The organism is Alteromonas macleodii ATCC 27126 (assembly GCF_000172635.2).
GTDB classification, from domain to species: domain Bacteria; phylum Pseudomonadota; class Gammaproteobacteria; order Enterobacterales; family Alteromonadaceae; genus Alteromonas; species Alteromonas macleodii.
Window position 1 is genome coordinate 2,006,780 of sequence record NC_018632.1, and the last position, 21,809, is coordinate 2,028,588.

The following is a 21,809-nucleotide window of genomic DNA, read 5'->3' on the forward strand; positions in this document are numbered from 1 at the left end:
GCAATATGTTAAATAAAGAATTAGAACAAACGTTAAATAACGCGTTTGTATTTGCCAGAGAGCATCGTCATGAGTTTATGACGGTTGAGCACTTGTTGTTGGCATTGCTTGATAACTCAGCTGCTCGCGATGCGCTCAAAGCATGTGGTGCCGATATTGAGGCAATTAAAAGCGAACTGTTAGCTTTTGTTAAAGATACTACGCCTCTCATTTTAGATGACCAGTTAAACGAACGCGAAACTCAGCCCACGCTCGGTTTCCAGCGCGTGCTGCAGCGTGCGGTATTCCACGTTCAGTCGTCTGGTAAGGACGAAGTCACTGGCGCCAACGTACTTGTTGCTATATTCAGCGAGCAAGAGTCTCAGGCCGTTTATATTCTCAAGAAGGCGGATGTAACGCGCTTGGATGTGGTGAACTTCATTAGCCATGGCGTAAGCAAAGCGGATGATGATGAGCCTGTAAACCCTGAAGCGTCGGAAGAGGCTGAAGCAGGCGAAGAAGGTGGCTCAGCATTAAGCAAATACGCAACTGATCTAAATCGTCATGCGAAAGACGGCAAAATAGACCCGTTGATTGGCCGCGATTCGGAAGTAGAGCGCACTATTCAAATCCTGTGTCGTCGTCGCAAAAACAACCCTCTGCTAGTAGGTGAAGCGGGCGTAGGTAAAACGGCGATCGCAGAAGGTCTTGCATACAGAATCGTTAACGAAGACGTGCCTGATGTTATTGCTGAAAGTACCGTTTATTCACTGGATTTAGGTGGCCTTCTTGCTGGTACCAAATACCGTGGTGACTTTGAGAAGCGTTTGAAAGCAATTCTGAAAGAGCTTGGCAAAGACAAGAACGCCATTTTGTTTATTGATGAAATCCATACCATTATTGGTGCTGGCGCTGCGTCGGGCGGTGTAATGGATGCGTCAAATTTACTTAAGCCTAAGCTATCAAGCGGTGAACTACGCTGTATCGGCTCAACTACATATCAAGAATATCAAGGTATTTTTGAGAAAGACCGCGCCCTTGCACGTCGTTTCCAGAAAGTTGACGTTACTGAGCCTAGCGTCAGCGATACCACAAAGATATTGCTTGGCCTTAAGAGTCGCTACGAAGAGCACCACAATGTGCGTTTCACTCAAAAGGCGATTCAAGCTGCGGCGGAATTGTCGGCTAAATACATCAACGAGCGTCATCTTCCAGATAAAGCCATTGATGTAATGGATGAGGCAGGCGCAAGCCAGCGCTTGTTGCCGCCTTCTAAGCGCAAAAAAACGATAGGTGTGGGCGACATTGAGCAAATCATTGCAAAAATGGCGCGTATCCCTGAGAAGTCTGTATCAGCTTCTGACAAAGAGGTGCTTAAGAACCTTGGCCGCAACCTTAAAATGGTTGTGTTTGGTCAGGATAAGGCTATAGAGACGCTTAATGACGCTATATTGCTATCACGTTCTGGACTTGGAGCTGAAGCAAAACCAATTGGTAGCTTCTTATTTGCCGGTCCAACTGGTGTTGGTAAAACAGAAGTAACCCAACAGCTGGCTAAAATCATGGGTGTTGAGCTTGTACGTTTTGATATGTCTGAGTACATGGAACGTCATGCTGTTAGCCGCCTCATTGGTGCGCCTCCTGGTTACGTTGGTTTTGACCAAGGCGGTCTGTTAACAGATGCGGTAATCAAAAACCCGTACTCAGTAGTGCTGTTAGATGAAATTGAGAAAGCGCATAGCGATATCTACAATATTCTTCTTCAGGTTATGGACCACGGTACGCTGACTGATAACAATGGACGTAAGGTTGACTTTAGAAACGTAGTGTTAGTGATGACCACTAACGCAGGTGTTCAAGAAACGGTACGTAAATCTATTGGCTTTAAGCAGCAAGATCATAGTCACGATGCGATGTCTGAAATCAATAAGGTGTTTACACCTGAATTCAGAAACCGCCTGGACGGTATTATTTGGTTTAATCATCTTGATCCAGAAATCATCTTGCAGGTGGTAGACAAGTTCATTATTGAGCTTCAGGCACAGCTTGACGTTAAAGGCGTGTCGCTAGAGGTCACCAGTGCAGCCCGCGCTTACATGGCTGAGAAAGGCTATGATAAGGCAATGGGAGCACGTCCTATGGCGCGCGTCATTAAAGATGACCTGAAGAAAGAGTTAGCGAACGAGCTATTGTTTGGCGAGTTATCTAAAGGCGGAAACGTTAAAGTAGACTGCGTTGATGACAAACTTACCTTTGAGTACACAGGTGTAGGTGCAACGTCTGAAGAAGCAGAGCCAACCTAATGTAATAAAGCAGGTAGCGCTAGGTAGAAAGACTAATGTCGTCTATCAAGCGCTATATCTTCTTTAGTAATTTTGGATCTAAGCGATAGCGCTTCGAGGATGAAATAGGTAAAACCCAGATACGAAAAAGCCCGATCCTAATCGGGCTTTTTTTATGCGTTACCGCTTAAATGGCTCATTATCTTGCGCGATAAACGATACGACCTTTGGTCAAATCGTAAGGAGTCATCTCAACGGTGACCTTATCGCCAGTAAGAATACGGATATAGTTCTTACGCATTTTACCAGAGATGTGTGCAGTCACTACGTGACCGTTTTCTAGTTCAACGCGGAACATAGTGTTAGGTAGCGTGTCTAACACAGTACCTTCCATTTCAATACAATCTTCTTTTGCCATGTAAAGCAGTTACCTCAGTAATTCAAAATTTTTGCCGCGCAGACCTTACCCAATCTTGGGTTCGGTGTAAAGCAATTAAGTGGGTATTTTACTATTTTTGCTAAATAGATGCCATTCATTGTCACTAAACTGCTCAAATGGCAAAAATTTGTGCTTATAAGACATTTTTTGACAACCCTCTACGTAATAGCCCAAATAAACATAGTGGTGGCCTAAACGCCTTGCTTCCTCAATTTGCATGAGTATCATCCATGTACCTAAAGACGCAGAGCTATAGTCAGGGTCGAAAAACGTGTAGAGCGCAGAGAGGGCACCCATATGTTCGTTAGCATCGACGACGTCAGTGACAGCCACTGCAATGAGCTTGTCGCCATCATAGGCCTCTAGGTAATGGGTTGTCATCCAATCACACAAAACGAAATTGTCGAACTGGGTTCGTGACGGCGGATACATACTACCGTCGGCATGTCGCTCTGTAATGTAGCGTTCATACAACGGGTAGTATGTGCTTTTAGTTTCACTAACTAGCTGAACGCGAAACCCTTGGTTGGCCTTTAACAGCCTTTTTTGACTGCGAGAGGGGGTATAAGCATTCACCGGAATTCGCACCGACTTACACGCCTTGCAGGCTGGGCAGTGTGGACGGTAAATTTGTTCACCGCTTCGTCGAAATCCCACTTGAATAAGTTGCGAGTATCGCCACGCCTGAAAATCATTGTTTTCGGCGTATACTAATAATTGCTCTTGCTCATCGGGCAAATAGCTACATGAAAATGATTGGGTTATACCAAACTTCACGGAGTAATCACTCTTGGCTTCCAACGATTAAGGTAGTCTTCTGACAGCCTACCGTCTTCAGTTAAAGTGTGGTTGTTGTTTTCCAGTTTTTCAATAAAGTTTTCACGGGATAACACATTCGCACCAAGGGATGCCAAATGATCGGTAGGAAGCTGGCAATCAATAAAGGCCATATCGTGAGACTTCATGTGCTCAACCAACGCCATCATAGCAAGTTTTGACGTATTACTTTCCCGGTGAAACATCGATTCACCGCAATATACCTTGCCAATTCCAACGCCATATAGTCCACCCACCAATGTTTCGCCGTCCCAAACTTCCACAGAGTGTGCTAAACCCAAACCATTGAGCTGCCGGTAAGCCCCAATCATGTCATCGGTAATCCATGTTTCGCTATTGAGTTCACCTGTGTTTGGATTTTTACGAGGGGTTGATGAACAGGCTTCAATTACTCGGTCGAACGCGTAATTTAACGTTACCGTGTATGTTTGTTTTCGAGCAAGCTTCTTAAGGCTTTTCGATGCGACAAAATTGTCGAGTTCAATAATGGCTCTGGGGTCGGGTGACCACCACAACAGCGGTTCGTCATCACTGAACCAAGGGAAAATGCCCTGCGAGTAGGCAGAAAATAAACGTGCAGGGCTGAGGTCGCCACCAAATGCTAGCAGGCCGTTAGGTTCGTCTAATGCAGTGTCGACTGGAGGGAAGGGCGCGCCTTCTTCGATGTAATGTAACGCTATCATAATCGGGCCAGAAAAAAGCCCCACTGAACAGCAGGGCTTGGGAAACAGTATTAACCTTGTTCAGGCATCGTACCGTCTAAGTATTTTTCAGCATCTAGCGCCGCCATACATCCTGTACCTGCTGATGTAATGGCCTGACGATAAATATGATCGCTCACGTCACCTGCAGCAAACACACCTTCAACGCTTGTTTGCGTCGCATTGCCGTTTGTACCGCTGTTTACAACGATATAGCCATCTTTCATTTCAAGCTGCCCATCAAAGATATCAGTATTCGGTTTGTGACCGATAGCAACGAATAGACCCATAACATCAAGCTCTTCAGTGGCATCACTGTTCGTATCTTTAATACGGACTTTGGTTACACCCATTTCGTCACCGAGCACTTCATCTAGCGTACGGTTTAAGTGTAATACCACGTTACCGTTTTCTGCTTTATCACGAAGGCGTTGCTCAAGAATTTTTTCACTTCTAAAGCTATCTCTTCTGTGAATAACATGTACTTCTGATGCAATGTTTGAAAGGTAAAGCGCCTCTTCAACAGCGGTGTTACCACCACCAATTACCGCTACTTTTTGATTGCGGTAGAAGAAACCGTCACAGGTTGCACAAGCAGATACACCTTTACCCATAAACGCTTGCTCTGATTCAAGACCAAGGTATTTAGCCGAAGCACCTGTAGCAATGATTAGTGCGTCACACGTATAAGTACCGCTATCTCCGTAAAGCGTGAAAGGGCGCTTCGAAAAGTCGGTCTTATTGATGTGATCGAAAATAATTTCAGTATCGAACTTTTCAGCATGCTTTTGCATACGAACCATTAGATCAGGACCAGTAAGGCCTTCAGGATCGCCCGGCCAGTTTTCTACTTCTGTCGTGGTAGTAAGCTGTCCGCCTTGTTGAATACCAGTTAACAGTACAGGTTTAAGGTTTGCACGTGCAGCATAAACCGCTGCTGAATAACCTGCAGGGCCTGAACCCAAGATAAGTAGACGGACGTGTCTGCTTTCTGCCATTTTCCTCTCCAAATAATTCACCCAATAGGGTTACTTATAAAATTTCTCTTAGAAAGCTAGGTAGGGGCGAAAATCTGTAAATCAAGCTCAACACCTAGTTACTTTTATTATAGTAATTTGCCAGCGCAACATCTGCAGGTCGTTATTCACTTGCTTTAACAAAAGTAACAACAAAGCCATGCAGCACAATGTTTAGGCTTAAGCTCTATATGATGCCTTTAAGCGAGAAAAATGTCACTTAAAGATAGATTGAACTTATACCTTTTAATTATTAACGTAGGGGGTGTTAGTTACACAACGCCGATCTTCACAGCAGACCATAAGGCAGCCGCCACATCAACGAAACTTAATTAACTACAGTGCAATCGTATTTGATAAGATCGATGTTGATAGTTTATCGCTGTAATTACGTACTGATTTAGAAGAACCAGTTTGTATTAGCCAAAAAGCGGATTACAATTTAGTTATAACTATCGAATAATGACGTGAGTGATATCAGTATTAATGCTGATAGTAAGGTTTATCAAAGAGGTGAGGCATGTCTCAATCAATAATGACAATGTTGAAAAACGGTCAGCAGTACATGAAGACATGGCCTGTGAGAAAAGAACTCTATGCCTTTTTTCCAGAGTGCCGCGTTGTCGCTGCGACTAAGTTTGCGATTAAAACTATGCCACCAGTCGCGATGGTGTCATGCGCGTTACTTTATCAGAACCTAGGTGCTGATTATTTGCCTCAAACCATCACAATAGGTGCTTTTTTCTTAAGCTTACCTATGCAAGGTTTACTTTGGTTAGGCCATCGTTCTGATCAATACTTACCGCCCCAGCTGAAAAGCTGGTATCAAGAAATCCACTCTAAAATGCGTTCGCAAGGAGTGGCTATAACCAATGCTAAGTCAAAGCCCAAGTACAAAGAGCTAGCCCAACTGCTTAAAACAGCCTTCAACGACCTAGACAATGCGTTTACGAAGCACTGGTTTAACTAAAAGATAGCGACGCATCCTAAGTCAGCCCTTTGCTTACCACTGTTTTTGGCGAAACGCTTAGGACGTTCTAAGCAGGGCCTGACATTTTCTACATTTGTATTGTGCCCCTTTTAAAATATTATTGTGTCTGCGTGTACTTAGCGCATAAGTGTCACAGTCACACACATAATCAAAAGTGCGGGCTACCCGTTTCACGTCAAATTGATGGGTAGCATTAGGCGTGCAGTTAAATACGCTGCGCATTATCGACTGCCATTCTTTGCCGTGGGGCTGAACTCTGCCAAACAAAACCCATGCCAACAAATGGCTGACTTCGTGTGGTACCACGTCACTTAAAAAGGCATCGATATTATCTTTAAACAGAAGTGGGTGAAAATTCACGCGGTTTTGCTGTAAAAACGCTGTGCCCGCATTTTTCCCCGACCGTCTAAAAGTGATGGTAGGGCGCTTGAACGTTTGCTTGAAGTATTGCTCTGCTTGCTCATAGCAATAAAAAACAGCGTCGGTAATAACGCGACGCTGTTCTTGAGTTAAGTCATTTGAAGCGATGTTGCTGCCTCTGTCTTTTTACTGTTTCTACTTATTTGCTGCGCGTATTATTTAACGTCACAAGGTAAACATAGCACGTAGGTACCCTTAGGGTCGTTTAGTTGGTTTACTAAACTGAACTCTTTAAGTACGCGCTTAAATTCATTTACCAGTGCAGAGTCGGCATGGGCAAATTGCCATTTGCCCACAAACGTCATTGCCTGGCCAAAGAATTCCTTCCAGAAAATTTCCTGGGCACTCAGCGTACGTTGTACGTAGAACGTATCATAATTTTCTAGCTCGGCGAGCTCGGCCGCAGCAACTACAGCATCGTCAACCGTACCAAGCTGGTCTACCAAGCCAAGTTCAATTGCATCTTCGCCAATCCACACGCGTCCTTGGGCAACACTATCCACTTCTTCTACCGACATACCACGAGCATTTGAAACCAACGACAAGAAGTTTCCGTAAGTGTTTTCAACGTTGCGCTGAAGAATCTGACCGAATTCTGGTGCTAGTGGACGCACAGTAGAGAAGCCTGCAAGCTCTGTAGAGCCCACACCGTCACTGTGAATACCTAAATAATCCAGTGAATTCTCGTAGGTCATAAACATACCAAACACGCCAATCGAGCCTGTAATTGTGCTAGGGCTTGCAATTATTCTATCGGTACTTGCTGCAATCCAATAACCGCCTGAAGCTGCATAGGTGCTCATAGAAGCAATAACGGGCTTACCTGCTTGTTGTAGCTGCAACACTTCCTGACGGATAATTTCAGAGGCAAATGCGCTGCCACCAGGAGAATCAATCTGAAGAACCACTGCTTTTACGTTGTCATCAAGACGAGCCTTACGCAGAAGACGCGCAGTGCTGTCGCCACCTATAGTACCGGCTTTTTGATTACCGTCTAAGATGGTGCCCTTGGCAACTACAATCGCCACTTTATCCATATCTGACTCGATAACCGGCATAGGCGGGTTAACAACTTTAAGATAGGTATTGAACGAAGTGAGGTTAACGCCGTGATTGTTTTCATCTTCACCGACTAACTCAGTAAGCTCCAATCTTACTTCTTCGCGGGTCTTCAATGCGTCTACCCAATTATTCTCAAGCGCATACTGTGCGAAATCGCCGCCTGCCGCTTCAAACTTTGCTAATAAACCTTCAAGGGTCTCGTCAAAGTTTGCTTCATCGATACCGCGAGCTGCTGCTACATCCGCTTTGTATTGTGCCCAGTAACCATCTAACCACTGTTTCTCCGCTTCTTTTGCTTCTTCAGACATATCATTTCGCATGATAGGCTCAACAGCAGATTTATAAGTACCAACCCGGAAGATATGCGTGGTTACTTTTAACTTTTCTAGCATGTCTTTGAAGTACATGCCATAACGGCCGTAGCCTTCAAACATTAACCCGCCCATTGGGTTCAGATAGATGCTATCAGCGTGTGCTGCCAAGTAATATTGGTCTTGGGAAAAGTAATCGCCAATGGCATAAACGGGCTTTTCAGACTCTTTAAATGCGTCAATAGCATTAGCTACGGTGCGCAACTTGTCTAAACCACCGCCGGTAAGACCTTGAAGGTCAAGAACCAAAGCTTTAATACGGCGATCCTTTTGCGCATTTTCAAGCACTTTCACTACATCGCGTACCAGTACTTCTGGGTTTTCAGGTTCACTGCCTAGCGATTCTTGTAAGAACTGTTCGAAAGGATCAATGCTTTCTTTTTCTATAACTAGCTTGCCGTTAAGCGTAAGAAACAAAGCACTGTCTTTGTTTACGGTAAACTGTTCATCGTCCTGACCAGTTATTGCGATTATCAATCCAACAAAAATAACAATGAATATCAAATTAAAGAAAAGTTTGCGGGTGAAGTTAAGCACCGTCCACAAGCCAATAAACAAGGATTTAGTCCAATTTCCTTTGGCTGCCATTTTAATCACTACCTTTTTTTGAATTAACTAACCAGAGCAAGATAGATCAGGCATACCTTACTCACGTACTGCATTCTATTATGTTACCTAAATCGAGTAAGATCGCGAACTTAATTGTAATTTTTTGTGAGTGTCTTTGTTTTCGGCGACTTACGATGACTTTTATTCTGCGTTCTTTTTTTCGTCTTGTTCCAGCCACTTTCGAATGAGGGAGGCAATACGTTTGTGACTATCCTCGCTCATCGTCATAAGAAATTTTCCATTCTTTGCTTTATAGCCGGTTTTTCCATGGCCCTTTTTCATTAGTCGTAAAAACGGTGAGGGCTTATTTTCGCGCGATGAAATTTTTTTCATAAAGTGCCGTTCTTATTTCTTAATCACACAAAGTAGGCAAAACAATGACACACATTTACCAACAAATCGTAGCCCGACTGCAAGTGGCAGATGGCATTCCTTTACTTTTATTACGCTTGTATTTAGCACCAGTGATGATACAGGCTGGCTGGAATAAAGCATCCAGTTTCGACAGTATTGTAGATTGGTTTGGTAACGATGATTATGGGCTTGGTTTACCAATGCCTTTGGTAATGGCGTTCTTAGCTACAGCCGCAGAACTCGTGGGCGGTGTTCTATTGTTATTGGGAGCATTGACGCGCTTGGTGAGTATTCCATTAATGGTAACCATGATAGTCGCTATGGTGAGTGTTCACGCTAAGAATGGATGGCTCGCTATTGCTGATGCGTCTTCATGGCTAGCCGACGGTACAATCTTACTGAATGAAAACATTATGGCTGCGCCAGAAAAGCTTGCGGCAGCTAAATCATTGTTACAAGAGCATGGCCATTATGACTGGCTTACTTCCAGCGGTAACTTTGTGGTACTTAACAACGGCATCGAATTCGCTGCTACCTATTTTATTATGCTTTTAGTTTTGTTTATCTATGGTGGTGGACGCTTCTTTAGTGTCGATTACTATGTGAATAAAGCCATGCGTTCTAAAAGTAATTAGGGACGCTCCATTTGCTGTACAAAAGGCCGGAATTTTCTGGTCTTTTTCGTTTATGAACCGTAGGATCTAGCATTCAGGTTAGGTAAATTATTGTTGTTGGCACGCTTGTCTCGATTGTGAAAATCGAAGCGTGATAATAGCAACGCGAAAAAATAAAGTAGGGACGTAAATGGACGCATTAACATTGTTACTCAACAGAAGTTCTCAGCCTCGATTGGAAGCGCCAGCACCTAGTGGAGATGCCTTAGAGAATATTATGCAGGCTGCACTACGTGCCCCAGACCATGCTTGTCTTACTCCGTGGCGTTTTATCGTGTGCACAGGAAAAGGGCTGGATAAGCTAGGTGCACTCTATGAGCAATCCGCTATTGAAAATGAAAAGTCGCAGAAAGAAATTGAACGTGCCGTGCAGCTTCCTCACCGCGCACCTATGGTTATCGTAGCCATCGCAAAGCATGTGGAACATGAAAAGGTACCGCGTGTTGAGCAGATAGCGTCGGCAAGCTGTGGCGTTATGGCGATGCAAATGGCAGCAGTAGCACAAGGATTTAACGGCATGTGGCGCACCGGTGGCTACGCACACTGTGAGACGGTAAGAAACGGATTAGGTTTAAGTGAAGAAGACGAGCTGGTAGGTTTCTTATATTTAGGAACACCAGCGTTTGAGCCTGCACCTAAACCGCAAAGAAATAGTAACGACTACTTTGAATTCTGGCAGTAGTTGATACCTATTCGAATAAACTGCCGCATTAGATAGCTAGCGGCGGGTAATAAGGGTCTTATTTTTATAAGTAAGCTAAAATAAGACCCTAACATTTAACCTAGAAAGATAGGTCTACATTATAACCAGCGAACTTCCTGATATTAATAACGCGATCGCCATCTAGCATCCAGTATTGCCCTTTGATACCTTGCAATACACCAGTAAATGACGGTGTCTTATCTAAGTTTAAAGATTTTATCTTTACCGGATAATCCTCAACAGGGTAATGAATATCATGGATAGGCGTAGTCACTTCTGATACTGCTTGAAGCCCTTTTTCTTGCTTCAGCGCTTCTAGCTCACTTTCAATTTTACCCATTAATTCGGTTTTGACCTGTTCTAAATCAACCTCGTCAGGTTTGCCCTTTAACATTGTTCGCCAATTGGTTTTATCTGCAATGTGATCTTTGCATAACGTTTCAACCAAACCACTGGTAAGCCTGTCAGGAACTCGCAGCATTACGGTAGCTTGCGTAGCTCCTTGATCCATCCACCGCGTAGACACGCCTTCGGTGACTTGACGAGTGATGCCCACTTTTACCGTACCTGTGTTAGCCAAATAAACAAAATGCTCGCTAAGGCAATGTTCTTCACCCCACTGAGGTTCTCTGCACGTCCCTTCGTGGTAATGGCACTTTTCTGGCTTAATAATGCAGCTATCGCATTGTGCCAGCGATATCAAACACGGGTAGCAGTATCCTTGGTTGAAGCTTTTTTTGGTTTTGCGGTTGCAGTGAACACAGTTGATTTCACCAGAGTAGGTTACCGTTACTTCCTTGCCGATAAGAGAATTGATATCTACCAGCTCATCACCAATTGGAAGCGAGTAGTGCACGGTATTGCTTTCATCGGCGGAGGTACGCATTTTTTTAAGCATACCCGAATATGTTGTTATCACTTGTTGAAACCTTTTTCTTAAAAACTTTATTTGTAACGCTGCTAGTCGCTTAATTCGCCACGCAGGTTTTGCGTTAATAGATGGCTTATTTCCTCAAAAGGAAGCCCTTTACTTAATAAGTAGTGCAGTTTCGCGAGGGCAGCCTCGGGCGTCATATCGCTACCCGATAAAACTCCTACTTCTTGTAGGCCATGGCCAGTGGCATAGCCACCCATGTTTACGCGACCGCGCATACACTGGGTACAATTCAAAACAGGAATTTCTCTGGCTTTTGCGTATTTTAACTGTGCAATAAGCTCAGGGTTCTGAGGTGCATTGCCCACACCATAGCTCAGTAAAATCAGTGCATTCACCGGCTGCTGCAGCGTGTTTTTAATGACCTCTGGCGCAATACCGGGATACAAACTAACCATGCCGATCGGTTGGGCTTTGACGTTCGATACCGTTAAGGTGTTATTTGGTGACTCCGCTAATTCACCGGCTTTCAGACGAATATTAATGCCAGCTTCTAACAGTGGAGGAAAGTTAGGGGAGTCAAAGGCACTGAATCCATCTGCATCTACTTTGCGGCTGCGGTTGCCACGAAGTAGTCTGTTGTTGAAGAACAGTCCGACTTCGGCAATGGGGAAGTTCGCGGCAACATATAACGCGTTTAGAAGGTTGACTTGACCATCTGAGCGAAGCTCTGCCAGTGGAATTTGAGAACCGGTAACAATGACAGGTTTTGACAAATCCTCAAGCATGAAACTCAACGCCGAGGCGGTGTATGCCATGGTGTCTGTACCGTGCAAAATAATGAAGCCATCATACTTGTCGTAGTTGTCGGCGATATCATCGGCAATACGCTGCCAGTCAGACGGATCCATGTCTGATGAATCGATAAGGTTATCGTATTCATGTAGTGTAAAAAGGGGCATTTCAGAACGGTGAAACTCCGGCATCTTTTTCAGTGTGTCTGACAAGAAGCCTGCAGCGGGTACGTAGCCTTGCTTAGACGGCTTCATACCAATAGTTCCACCTGTATAGGCAATATATATATGTTTGCGCATGAAATGACCTTACCCTTAATTTGGGAATACTTTTTAAAAGGGGATAGCGTAATTTGACGGGCATTCTAACAATACCCACGGGTTTGTCACCCTGAAATACGAAGGCACAAAAAAGCGGTGAAGATCACCGCTTTTATTCTGTATCAACTTTTTAGCAACGTTAGGCTGAGCCCTATGCTGAAGTTCGGTACTACTTAACTTCTTTACCCGCTGCTTGTTGGTCTGCATGGTAGCTCGAGCGGACCATAGGGCCACATGCTGCATGCGTGAAGCCAATTTCTTTTGCGTAATCACCAAGGGCGTCGAATTCCTTAGGGTGTACGTAGCGCTTAACTGGGTAGTGGTGACGGCTTGGCTGAAGGTATTGACCCAGCGTAAGCATGTCCACATTGTGAGCGCGCAGATCATCAAGTACGCCTTGAATTTCTTCGTTCTCTTCGCCCATACCCATCATCAGACCAGATTTGGTCATCACGTCAGGGTGTTGCGCTTTAAACTTCTTAAGCAAATCCAACGACCATTGGTAATTCGCGCCAGGGCGACATTCACGGTATAAACGCGGGATCGTCTCTAAGTTGTGGTTGAACACATCAGGCACGCCGTTTTTGAAAATCTCAAGTGCACGATCCATACGTCCACGAAAATCGGGTACTAATACTTCGATTGTCGTTGTTGGACTGTGTTCGCGAATGGCGTTAATACAATCTACGAAATGCTGAGCGCCACCGTCGCGAAGGTCATCGCGGTCAACAGAAGTAATAACCACATAGCGCAAATTCATTTCTGCAATGGTTTTAGCCAGCTTCTCAGGCTCTTCTGCGCTCGGAGGCAGTGGTTTACCGTGGGCTACGTCACAGAAAGGACAACGACGGGTACAAATATCACCAAGAATCATAAAGGTGGCTGTACCGTGGTTGAAACACTCGGCAAGGTTAGGACAACTCGCTTCTTCACACACAGAGTGAAGGTTGTTTTTGCGAAGTGTCTGTTTGATGTGATCAATTTTCTCGGTAGTACGAGGAAGCTTGATTTTAATCCACTCCGGCTTGCGCAGCATTTCTTCCTTTTCAGTAGGAATAATAGTGACGGGAATGTGTTTTACTTTTTCATCATCACGGAGTTTTATCCCCGCTTGAGGTCGTGCATTACTCATCAAAACCTTCTTTGTATGTTGGCTGTGCAATGGAAAGCGCTTCTAGCAACAAATGCGTTAATTCATTACCAGCGGTCTCAAGCGTAGTTGGACCATTGAGGCGCGCGGTATCGATCATTTCCATACCGGCATAACCGCAAGGATTAATACGCTGAAACGGTGATAAGTCCATATTAACATTTAAAGCTAAGCCATGAAACGAGCAGCCATTACGTATTCTTAAACCTAATGAACAAACTTTCTTCTCATCGACGTAAACGCCAGGCGCATCGGGCTTTGGATACGCGGTTACGCCGTATTTTCCAAGTAGTCCGACCACCGCTTCTTCCATAGCAGTGACTAAATGGCGAACACCTAGCTTTCTGCGCTTTATGTTTAGCATCAGATAAATTACTTGTTGGCCTGGACCGTGATAGGTCACTTGGCCACCTCGGTCAACCTGAACAACAGGAATATCACCAGGCATAAGTATATGTTCAGCTTTGCCTGCTTGTCCTTGCGTAAAGACGGCATCGTGTTCAACAAGCCAAATTTCATCTTGGGTGTTTTGGTCTCGCTCATCGGTGAAGCGTTTCATTGCCTCGAAGATAGGCTCATACGGCTGACGCCCTAACTGACGCACTATAACGCCGTTTGCGTCAGACGCTATCGACTGCTCATTCACTTAAAGTACAACCCTAACCAGCTCTAATTTGGCAAGTTCAGTGTAAATGGTTTCCATGTGCTCTTTACTGGTTACACGCACACTGATAGAAACCGAGTGGTAAGTACCTTTACTACTTGGTTTTACGTTAGGCGAGTAATCACCTGGCGCGTGTTGCTGAAGGCAGCTCACTACCTGTTGAGGTAGGTCTTCATGAGCAACGCCCATGACTTTAAACGTTTGGTTTGTTGGAAAATCTAGTAATTCGTCGAAACGGGTATCCATGCGATATCCTTGGTACTTAAAATATCATATAAAAAAACGGCCAGATTGTAACAAATCTGGCCGCTTCACAACTAGCTTTTTAACGTATTCAGTAAAGGTGTTTACTCGTCGTCAAATCCTAGCTGAAGCATAATGTAGTCTTTCATGCGATTAAAGAAGCTGCCTTCTTTTACTTCTTGAAGGGTAACTAGGGGATAACTAGCCACATCTTCACCGTCTAGTTGTAGATAAAGTTTTCCAACAACCTGACCTTTTGCAAGTGGTGCTTCAAGCTTGTCATCAAGTTCGAAGTTAGCTTCTAAATTAGCCGCCTGACCGCGTGGAATAGTAATGGGGGTAGATTGATTAATTCCAAGGTCTACTGTCTCTCTATCACCCATATAGATGCGGTGAGCAACGAAACTATGACCAGCTTGGTATGGCGTAAGTGTCTCGTAAAAACGGAAGCCATATTTAAGTAGCTTTTTGTTTTCAACTTTACGTGCACGTTCGCTATCAGTACCCATAACTACAGAGATTAGACGCATACCGCCTTGCTCTGCAGAAGTGATTAGGCTGTAGCCCGCATCAGACGTGTGGCCAGTTTTAATGCCATCAACGTTTAAGCTTTTGTCCCACAACAGGCTATTGCGGTTGTATTGCTTAATGCCGTTGTAGGTGAATTCCTTCTCGCTGTAAATCTTGTACATTTCTGGCGTTTCTGCGATAAGCGCGCGAGACAGAATCGCCATGTCACGAGGGGTAGTGTAGTGGTCAGGGTCGTGAAGACCGTGAGCATTAACCCAGTGAGAACCACTCATGCCAAGTGATGCCGTGTGTGCATTCATCATGCTGGCAAAAGCAGATTCTGAACCTGCTACGTGTTCTGCCATAGCAACACAGGCGTCGTTACCTGACTGCACAACAATGCCACGTAGTAAGTCACGTACTGAAACTTGTGTACCTACTTCAATAAACATTTTTGACGAGTCAGGGAATTTCTTCGCCCATGCGTTTTCCGAGATAGTCACTTCGTCGTCTAAGCTGATGTTACCGGCCTGTAATTCTTTGCCAATAACATAAATAGTCATTATTTTCGTTAAGCTCGCAGGAGCAAGCTGCATGTCCGCATTTTTAGATGCAATCACATGACCCGTTTCAAAGTCGGTTAGAAGAAAACCTTCTGCGGCAACTGAAGGAGCAGGCGGAGTGACTACGGCAGCATTTGCTGTGTGTAGTAAAGTGCCTATCACCAAAAAGGCAAATGAAAGTAATGACGGTTTAGCGCGTTGAATTATTCTGAGCATGGTTCTAATTTCTTTGACCGTTTTATCCGTGTGAGTTAAAGCTTACCCTATTGTTGCGATGACCGCGAAACGATGACCGCAAAACATGGCTACCCAATTTTAGCTTTTGTCCAGTTCGTAACCGAATTCTGTTGTTTCACCTACTTATTAGCTGAGGTGACGAGAGATCTTAACGAAAGGCTGCTTATAAGACTAGGTTTTATCAAAAAAGTTTACGCGATTGTAGGTATTAGGCGAAGAAACCGTGATATTGCCTGCTGAATGACACAATGCTGCCACAATGTCGTTGTTTTTATGAGCGTGCGACAACACAACTAACTACATGGTCTGCGTAATCGCGTAAGCGTTGGGATAGCCATTTTGCTTTAATTGCTCAAGAACCTCCGCGACAACTGCTTCATCGTGGATAGGGCCTAACTGTAGTTTATAAATGTTATCTGCTACTGGCAGGTGAGCGGGAATTTGATATAACGCCGATAGCACGTTAGAGATAGATTTTGCCTTCTCGGCGTTTGAAAGCGCAGCAACTTGAATATAGATCGCATCACTGACCGCGTTGGTACTTTTCTCACTGCTGCTTGTGTTGGTATCAGCGGTGTTCGAAGAGGGGGCTAATGGCGGGGTGGGTGAAGTTGCTGCCAAGGCCGGTGGGGGTACTACCGCAATACCCAAGTATTCATCGTAAGTAACGGTTGGACTGTTTCCCACCGTCACATTGTTTTGTTCGTCAAAGTGGATAACTTCAAGTTTGACTCGCGCTGTGCCTTTGCTGTGGTAGCCTAGTTTTACTGCGGCTGCATACGACAAATCGATAATTCTATCATCGTGAAAAGGGCCTCGGTCGTTAACGCGGACGATCGCTTGTTTGTTATTTTCTAAGTTAGTAACACGCACGTAAGAGGGCAGTGGCAATGTTTTGTGAGCCGCGCTCATGGCAAACATATTGTAAGTTTCGCCATTTGAGGTTAAGTGACCGTGAAACTTCTGACCATACCAACTGGCATAGCCGACCTCTTCATAGCCTTTACCACTATCCATTGGCGTGTAGTGCTTGCCCAGTACCTTGTAAGGCCTGCTGTTAAACATGCGGTAGGCTTCGTATTTTGGTACAGCATCAAGTGTTTCTGGTTTCTTGGCAACGTGCTTAGGCGCTGAGTCTTGCTTTTGAGTATAGCGACCAGATTGTGTAGGTGCACTTTGGCATCCCACTAATGCCAAAACTATAAAAACAGCTGAGCCATAGCGAAAGAACTGTCCGTTTGCCAGATTTTGGGCAACAAGACCCGCATTAACTAAACCCGCTTTTACAAAATCAAGTACCGAAAAAAGGCGTTGCAACATACAAGTTATCTAGACATTAAACGTTTCTGAGTGGCAATGGCCATAAGAATGCCAAAACCTGCCATTAAAGTCACCATAGATGTTCCTCCAAAGCTCACTAGAGGAAGGGGAACACCCACCACGGGAAGTAATCCGGACACCATGCCCATGTTTACAAATACATAAACAAAAAAGGTAAGGGTAATACTGCCGCCAAGCAATTTTGCATAGGCGTCTTGTGCCCGGCTAGAAATTATAAGGCCGCGCATAATTATAAAAATGTATATTGCCATTAAACACATTACACCGGTAAGACCAAACTCTTCACTGAATACTGAAAAGATAAAGTCGGTGTGACGTTCGGGTAAAAACTCGAGTTGTGATTGCGTGCCTTGCAGCCAGCCTTTGCCGTCTACACCACCGGAACCAATGGCAATTTTAGATTGGATTATGTGGTAGCCAGAACCTAGCGGGTCGCTTTCTGGGTTCAAAAAAGTAAGAACCCGCTGCTTTTGGTAATCCTTCATTAAAAAGAACCACATCACAGGCGCAAACGCGCCAATGAGGCCGCCCACTACTGAAATAAGACGCCAGCTCATACCTGCCAGGAATATGGCAAAGATACCTGAACTGGCGATAAGTAACGAGGTCCCTAAATCAGGCTGCTTTGCAATGAGAATGGTGGGCACGACCACCAAACCAAACCCAACGATAATGTGGGTGGTGCGCGGCGGCATAGTGAATTTACTGATATACCATGCAACCATCATAGGCACGGCAAGCTTCATCAGTTCAGAGGGCTGAAAACGGATAAAGCCCAGGTCTAGCCAGCGCTGTGCGCCTTTGCCCATATCACCAAATAATAAAACGGCAATTAGCATGAGCAGGCCTGCACCATAGGCATAGGTTGAGAAAAACCTAAACACGCCCAAAGGGGCTTGGGCTAATCCGAACATAACGATAAAGCTAAATCCCAGCCTGATAAACTGGCGCTCCATTTGCTCCATATCCTGACCTGACGCCGAGTACAGAGTAAATAGCCCAACACAACTTAGCACGAGTAGCCCGACTAACAGCCAGCCATCGATATGAATGCGCTGAAGAAAACTTACTTTATTAGGGTTTATGGTGGTTCTCTTCACTAGTTTGTCCCTAATTCATTATCAGTGTTTGCCGAGTCAGCTTCGGCAGTTTCAAAAACTCGGTCTCTGAAATAGAAATCCATGATTTGACGGGCGACGGGTGCTGCGTTCTTACTACCACCGCCTACGTTTTCAAGGACGACGGTTACCGATATCTCTGGATCATTGAAAGGGGCAAAGCCAACATACATGGCATTGTCTCGAAGACGCTCATCAATTTTAGTAGCGTCATATTTTTCATTTTGGCCAACGGTAAACAACTGCGCTGTTCCTGTCTTACCCGCAGAGTCGTAAGGGGTATCTGCAAATGCATGACGCGCGCCGCCTTCTTCGCCACTCACAACATCGCGCATGGCGTTTAACACCACATCCAAATTGTTACGGTTCTTAATCTCTATAGGCCGCAGCGACTTAAGCGGGATAAGGTCGACAGAACTATCGGTGTTCATATAACCGCGAATGATTTGTGGAATATAGCGTTCCCCAGCATTGATCAGCGTGTTAACAGATGTATTTAACTGTACCGGCGTGGTGGTCCAATAGCTCTGTCCTATACCAACGGGGATGGTGTCACCAATATACCAAGGTTGATTAAAGCGAGCGCGTTTCCAGCCTCGGCTAGGCATGTTTGCATCTGACTCTTCGTAAAGATCGATACCCGTGAAATCTCCGAATCCGAATTCGTACATAGATTCACTGATTTTATCGATACCCAATTTATACGCTAGCTCGTAATAATAAGTATCGCACGACACTTCTATTGCTTTTGATACGTTAACTTTTCCATGTCCCCATCGACGCCAATCGCGCCACACGTGCGACACATTTGGCAATTGATAGCGACCTGTATCGTTAATGGTGTAGTCTTTGGTGATAATGCCTTCTTCTAGTCCAACAAAACCAAGGTGCGGTTTAATGGTAGAAGCCGGAGGGTATTGTCCTTGTGTCGCCCTGTTAATTAGCGGGCGGTCCGGCGAATTCAGTAGCGCAGAGTAATTCTTGCTGCTGATACCGTGCACGAATAAATTGGGGTCGTAACTAGGGTTAGAGTAAAGTGCCAGTACGCCACCTGTTTTAACATCGGTAACCACTACAGCGCCGCGCATACCTTCTATTATTCGCTGGGCTTCTAACTGAAGCTCTAAATCCAGGTTAAGTACGATGTCTTTGCCCGGTGTTGGCGGCTCAACACTGAGTACACGAATAATTCGGCCTTGATTGTTTACTTCGACCTGCTGATAACCCACTTTTCCATGAAGCAGCTCTTCGTGGTATTTCTCTATACCTAGCTTACCGATATCGTGGGTTGCGGCGTAATTATCTTCTTGGCCTGCTTCAACGAGTTTTTGTAAGTCTCGCTTGTTAATGCGCGCAACATAACCCAGTGCATGGGTAAGCGTTTCTTTATAAGGGTAATGACGAGCTAAACGCGCTTCAATTTGAACACCTGGAAACTTGTGTTTGCTGGCAGAGAACAGCGCAACTTCTTCTTCGCTTAGCTGAGTGCGAAGCGCAACGGGTTTAAATCTTCGCGTTCCTTTAAGCGTAGATTGAAAGCGTTCAATTTCATCGCTGGTGATGCTCATTAATTCGGTCAGATCTGCAAGGGTTTGTTCAATATCATCCACTTGCTCTGGAATAACTTCCAAACTGAAAACCGGACGGTTCTCAGCTAAAAGCACGCCGTTACGGTCATAAATGAGACCGCGGTTAGGCGCTACGGGCAGCACTTTAATTCGGTTACCGTTAGACCGGGTTTGATAATCTTCAAACTGGGTGACCTGCAAAGAATAGAGGTTGTTAAGTACAATGCCCAACATGGCCACAACAATAATAAAAGCAATGGTCGCTCGGCGCGCGAACAAGTTCGCTTCAGCGGAGTGGTCCCGTATTGCTTGACGTTTTCGTTGCATTGACTTCCTTTGCATTAATAAAGCGACCAATTACTCACGGTGATATGGGTGGTTTTGCGTCACCGACCACGCGCGGTATAAGCTTTCTGTAAGAATGATCCTAACAAGTGGATGGGGTAGAGTTAAGGCTGATAAGGACCACTTTTGTTCCGACGCAGCAATACATTCTGGTGCTAGCCCTTCTGGACCACCAATAAGCAGACTTACATCGCGCCCGTCCATTTTCCAATTGTCGAGTTGTTTAGCAAGCGTGGGAGTGTCCCAGGGTTTACCTGTTACTTCTAACGTAACAATGCGATTTCCTTTGGGAATAGCGGCTAGCATTTGCTCGCCTTCTTTTTCCAAAATGCGCTTAATATCCGCGTTTTTGCCTCGCTTTCCGGCGGGTATTTCAGTAAAGGACACTGGCATGTCGCTAGGGAAACGACGAATAAACTCATCCACGCCTGTACTTACCCAGCTTGGCATTTTTGTTCCGACCGCGACGATTTGTATACGCACTTCTTTTACCCTTACCGCAGGAATTAGTATTTCACTTATACAATAAAGGCCATACGCATTTGAGTATGGCCTTTATTGACCGTGTTACTGCATGTTTATAGCAAGCATTTACGCCACTACGACCACAGTTTCTCTAGCTGGTAGAAATCACGGGTTTCATCTTGCATAACGTGCAAAATAACATCACCAAAATCAACCAGAACCCATTCGCCGGTTTCCTTACCTTCCACACTTCCAGGTGCGTGGCCCGCTTTCTTCGCTTCTACCATGACATTTTCTGCAATAGATGAAACGTGGCGCTTTGAGTTACCTGAACAAATGATCATGGTATCTGTAATACTTGATTTGCCGCGAACGTCTAGTTCAATAACATCACGGCCTTTCATATCGTCAATTTTGTCTTTAACAAACTGTTTGAGCTGTTGACTCTCCAAGAGTTTTCCTCACTTACTTAACTTTTATATAACTGATGTTCGTTTATGTAATCTAAAACGCTTTCTTCTAACCATAAGTTAGATAGGTCAGCATTTGAACTGTTTGGCGTACCCGATTTCTCGGACGTGGCAGCACTTGCTAGTACGTCACGAATTTCAGTAGATGAAACACTAAAAAGCGGTGTGTTGGTTAACACTACATGGCCTGCAGGCTTTGCGTGAATAACACTTTTATCGTTAGCCACATGACAATCTAACCAAGCTTGTATTGCGGGAGGAGGCGAAAATTTCTCATCGTCTCTGCGCATAACCACTAAGTGACAATAATCGAGCAGGTGTTCCCACTCGTACCATTTGTCCAGATTATACAGTGAATCTGCGCCAATGAAAAAACAGATTGTGTCATCGCTTTTCTCTTTAAGTGCACGCAGTGTTTTAACTGTATAAGAGGGTGACGGAAGCGCCAGTTCAATTAACTCTGGAATAAGTCTGTCATTGTTTTGGGCGCAAAGTTCAATCATTTTTACCCGGTGGCTTTCTGACACACCTACTGACTTATGCGGAGCTAATTTACAAGGCATGAGATGAACTTGGTTTACGCCAATTTCATCTGCCGCTTTTAGTGCCGCACCAATATGGCCTTTATGCGGCGGATTAAACGTACCACCAAGAATGGCTTTCACCGTTGGATATGCTCGAGAAGCGCCGGAAAGACTCACTTAGACT

23 protein-coding genes are annotated in these 21,809 nt (G+C 44.8%); 4 read left to right on the forward strand and 19 right to left on the reverse strand.

Annotated elements, in window-relative coordinates; genetic code table 11:
- The first annotated feature begins 5 nt into the window (after window positions 1-5).
- Window positions 6-2,282, forward strand: coding sequence for an ATP-dependent Clp protease ATP-binding subunit ClpA (clpA, locus tag MASE_RS08525; protein ID WP_014949332.1), 2,277 nt, complete (start codon window positions 6-8; stop codon window positions 2,280-2,282).
- 178 nt (window positions 2,283-2,460) lie between these two features.
- Here clpA and infA read toward each other — a convergent pair whose 3' ends face one another.
- From infA to trxB, 4 genes are all read right to left on the reverse strand, one after another.
- Window positions 2,461-2,679, reverse strand: coding sequence for a translation initiation factor IF-1 (gene infA / locus MASE_RS08530; RefSeq protein WP_014949333.1), 219 nt, complete (start codon window positions 2,677-2,679; stop codon window positions 2,461-2,463).
- Window positions 2,680-2,754: 75 nt separating this feature from the next.
- Window positions 2,755-3,477, reverse strand: coding sequence for an arginyltransferase (locus MASE_RS08535; protein ID WP_014949334.1), 723 nt, complete (start codon window positions 3,475-3,477; stop codon window positions 2,755-2,757).
- The gene (gene aat, locus MASE_RS08540) at window positions 3,474-4,220 is read right to left on the reverse strand and encodes a leucyl/phenylalanyl-tRNA--protein transferase (RefSeq protein ID WP_014949335.1); all 747 of its coding nucleotides are present in this window, start codon (window positions 4,218-4,220) and stop codon (window positions 3,474-3,476) included. The genes MASE_RS08535 and aat overlap by 4 nt, the downstream gene beginning before the upstream one ends.
- A gap of 50 nt (window positions 4,221-4,270) precedes the next feature.
- On the reverse strand, window positions 4,271-5,236 hold the full coding sequence (gene trxB / locus MASE_RS08545) for a thioredoxin-disulfide reductase (protein WP_014949336.1): 966 nt from the start codon (window positions 5,234-5,236) through the stop codon (window positions 4,271-4,273).
- 538 nt (window positions 5,237-5,774) lie between these two features.
- Between trxB and yfbV the strand changes: the two genes are divergently transcribed.
- On the forward strand, window positions 5,775-6,224 hold the full coding sequence (yfbV, locus tag MASE_RS08550; RefSeq protein ID WP_014949337.1) for a terminus macrodomain insulation protein YfbV: 450 nt from the start codon (window positions 5,775-5,777) through the stop codon (window positions 6,222-6,224).
- A gap of 57 nt (window positions 6,225-6,281) precedes the next feature.
- On the opposite strand, the gene MASE_RS08555 is transcribed toward yfbV, so the two are convergent.
- From MASE_RS08555 to MASE_RS08565, 3 genes are all read right to left on the reverse strand, one after another.
- On the reverse strand, window positions 6,282-6,773 hold the full coding sequence (locus MASE_RS08555; protein ID WP_041693471.1) for a SprT family zinc-dependent metalloprotease: 492 nt from the start codon (window positions 6,771-6,773) through the stop codon (window positions 6,282-6,284).
- A gap of 47 nt (window positions 6,774-6,820) precedes the next feature.
- A complete protein-coding gene (gene sppA, locus MASE_RS08560) occupies window positions 6,821-8,686 on the reverse strand; it encodes a signal peptide peptidase SppA (RefSeq protein ID WP_014949339.1) in 1,866 nt (621 codons plus the stop codon).
- Window positions 8,687-8,848: 162 nt separating this feature from the next.
- A complete protein-coding gene (locus MASE_RS08565; protein WP_014949340.1) occupies window positions 8,849-9,040 on the reverse strand; it encodes a hypothetical protein in 192 nt (63 codons plus the stop codon).
- 44 nt (window positions 9,041-9,084) lie between these two features.
- Between MASE_RS08565 and MASE_RS08570 the strand changes: the two genes are divergently transcribed.
- Both MASE_RS08570 and MASE_RS08575 read left to right on the forward strand, forming a co-directional pair.
- The gene (locus tag MASE_RS08570; RefSeq protein WP_014949341.1) at window positions 9,085-9,696 is read left to right on the forward strand and encodes an HvfX family Cu-binding RiPP maturation protein; all 612 of its coding nucleotides are present in this window, start codon (window positions 9,085-9,087) and stop codon (window positions 9,694-9,696) included.
- Window positions 9,697-9,865: 169 nt separating this feature from the next.
- Window positions 9,866-10,417 carry an NAD(P)H nitroreductase gene (locus MASE_RS08575; protein ID WP_014949342.1) on the forward strand — a complete coding sequence of 184 codons (552 nt, stop codon included), beginning with the start codon at window positions 9,866-9,868 and terminating at the stop codon, window positions 10,415-10,417.
- Between the two features lie 100 nt (window positions 10,418-10,517).
- Here the strand turns inward: MASE_RS08575 and MASE_RS08580 are convergent, their stop codons facing one another.
- The 12 genes from MASE_RS08580 to nadD all read right to left on the reverse strand — a co-directional run bounded on the left by MASE_RS08580 (window position 10,518) and on the right by nadD (window position 21,802).
- Complete coding sequence (locus MASE_RS08580; RefSeq protein ID WP_014949343.1) at window positions 10,518-11,357, reverse strand: DUF2797 domain-containing protein; 840 nt, start codon at window positions 11,355-11,357, stop codon at window positions 10,518-10,520.
- A 41-nt stretch (window positions 11,358-11,398) separates the two neighbouring features.
- Window positions 11,399-12,406, reverse strand: a complete 1,008-nt coding sequence (gene ansA, locus MASE_RS08585; protein ID WP_014949344.1) for an asparaginase — start codon at window positions 12,404-12,406, stop codon at window positions 11,399-11,401.
- 190 nt (window positions 12,407-12,596) lie between these two features.
- Complete coding sequence (gene lipA / locus MASE_RS08590) at window positions 12,597-13,559, reverse strand: lipoyl synthase (protein ID WP_014949345.1); 963 nt, start codon at window positions 13,557-13,559, stop codon at window positions 12,597-12,599.
- The gene (lipB, locus tag MASE_RS08595) at window positions 13,552-14,223 is read right to left on the reverse strand and encodes a lipoyl(octanoyl) transferase LipB (RefSeq protein WP_014949346.1); all 672 of its coding nucleotides are present in this window, start codon (window positions 14,221-14,223) and stop codon (window positions 13,552-13,554) included. Before lipB ends, lipA begins: the two co-directional genes overlap by 8 nt.
- The gene (ybeD, locus tag MASE_RS08600; RefSeq protein WP_014949347.1) at window positions 14,224-14,487 is read right to left on the reverse strand and encodes a DUF493 family protein YbeD; all 264 of its coding nucleotides are present in this window, start codon (window positions 14,485-14,487) and stop codon (window positions 14,224-14,226) included.
- A 101-nt stretch (window positions 14,488-14,588) separates the two neighbouring features.
- Entirely contained in the window at window positions 14,589-15,773 is a 1,185-nt protein-coding gene (locus MASE_RS08605) for a D-alanyl-D-alanine carboxypeptidase family protein (RefSeq protein ID WP_014949348.1), read from the reverse strand.
- Window positions 15,774-16,091: 318 nt separating this feature from the next.
- Window positions 16,092-17,114: a septal ring lytic transglycosylase RlpA family protein gene (locus MASE_RS08610; RefSeq protein ID WP_014949349.1), complete on the reverse strand. Its 1,023-nt coding sequence runs from the start codon at window positions 17,112-17,114 to the stop codon at window positions 16,092-16,094.
- A 5-nt stretch (window positions 17,115-17,119) separates the two neighbouring features.
- Window positions 17,120-18,235: a rod shape-determining protein RodA gene (rodA, locus tag MASE_RS08615; protein ID WP_014949350.1), complete on the reverse strand. Its 1,116-nt coding sequence runs from the start codon at window positions 18,233-18,235 to the stop codon at window positions 17,120-17,122.
- Window positions 18,235-20,148 carry a penicillin-binding protein 2 gene (gene mrdA, locus MASE_RS08620; RefSeq protein WP_014949351.1) on the reverse strand — a complete coding sequence of 638 codons (1,914 nt, stop codon included), beginning with the start codon at window positions 20,146-20,148 and terminating at the stop codon, window positions 18,235-18,237. The genes rodA and mrdA overlap by 1 nt, the downstream gene beginning before the upstream one ends.
- 30 nt (window positions 20,149-20,178) lie before the next feature.
- Complete coding sequence (gene rlmH / locus MASE_RS08625; RefSeq protein ID WP_014949352.1) at window positions 20,179-20,649, reverse strand: 23S rRNA (pseudouridine(1915)-N(3))-methyltransferase RlmH; 471 nt, start codon at window positions 20,647-20,649, stop codon at window positions 20,179-20,181.
- A gap of 116 nt (window positions 20,650-20,765) precedes the next feature.
- Complete coding sequence (rsfS, locus tag MASE_RS08630; protein ID WP_014949353.1) at window positions 20,766-21,083, reverse strand: ribosome silencing factor; 318 nt, start codon at window positions 21,081-21,083, stop codon at window positions 20,766-20,768.
- Window positions 21,084-21,100: 17 nt separating this feature from the next.
- The gene (gene nadD, locus MASE_RS08635; RefSeq protein WP_231513069.1) at window positions 21,101-21,802 is read right to left on the reverse strand and encodes a nicotinate (nicotinamide) nucleotide adenylyltransferase; all 702 of its coding nucleotides are present in this window, start codon (window positions 21,800-21,802) and stop codon (window positions 21,101-21,103) included.
- Window positions 21,803-21,809: the final 7 nt, after the last annotated feature.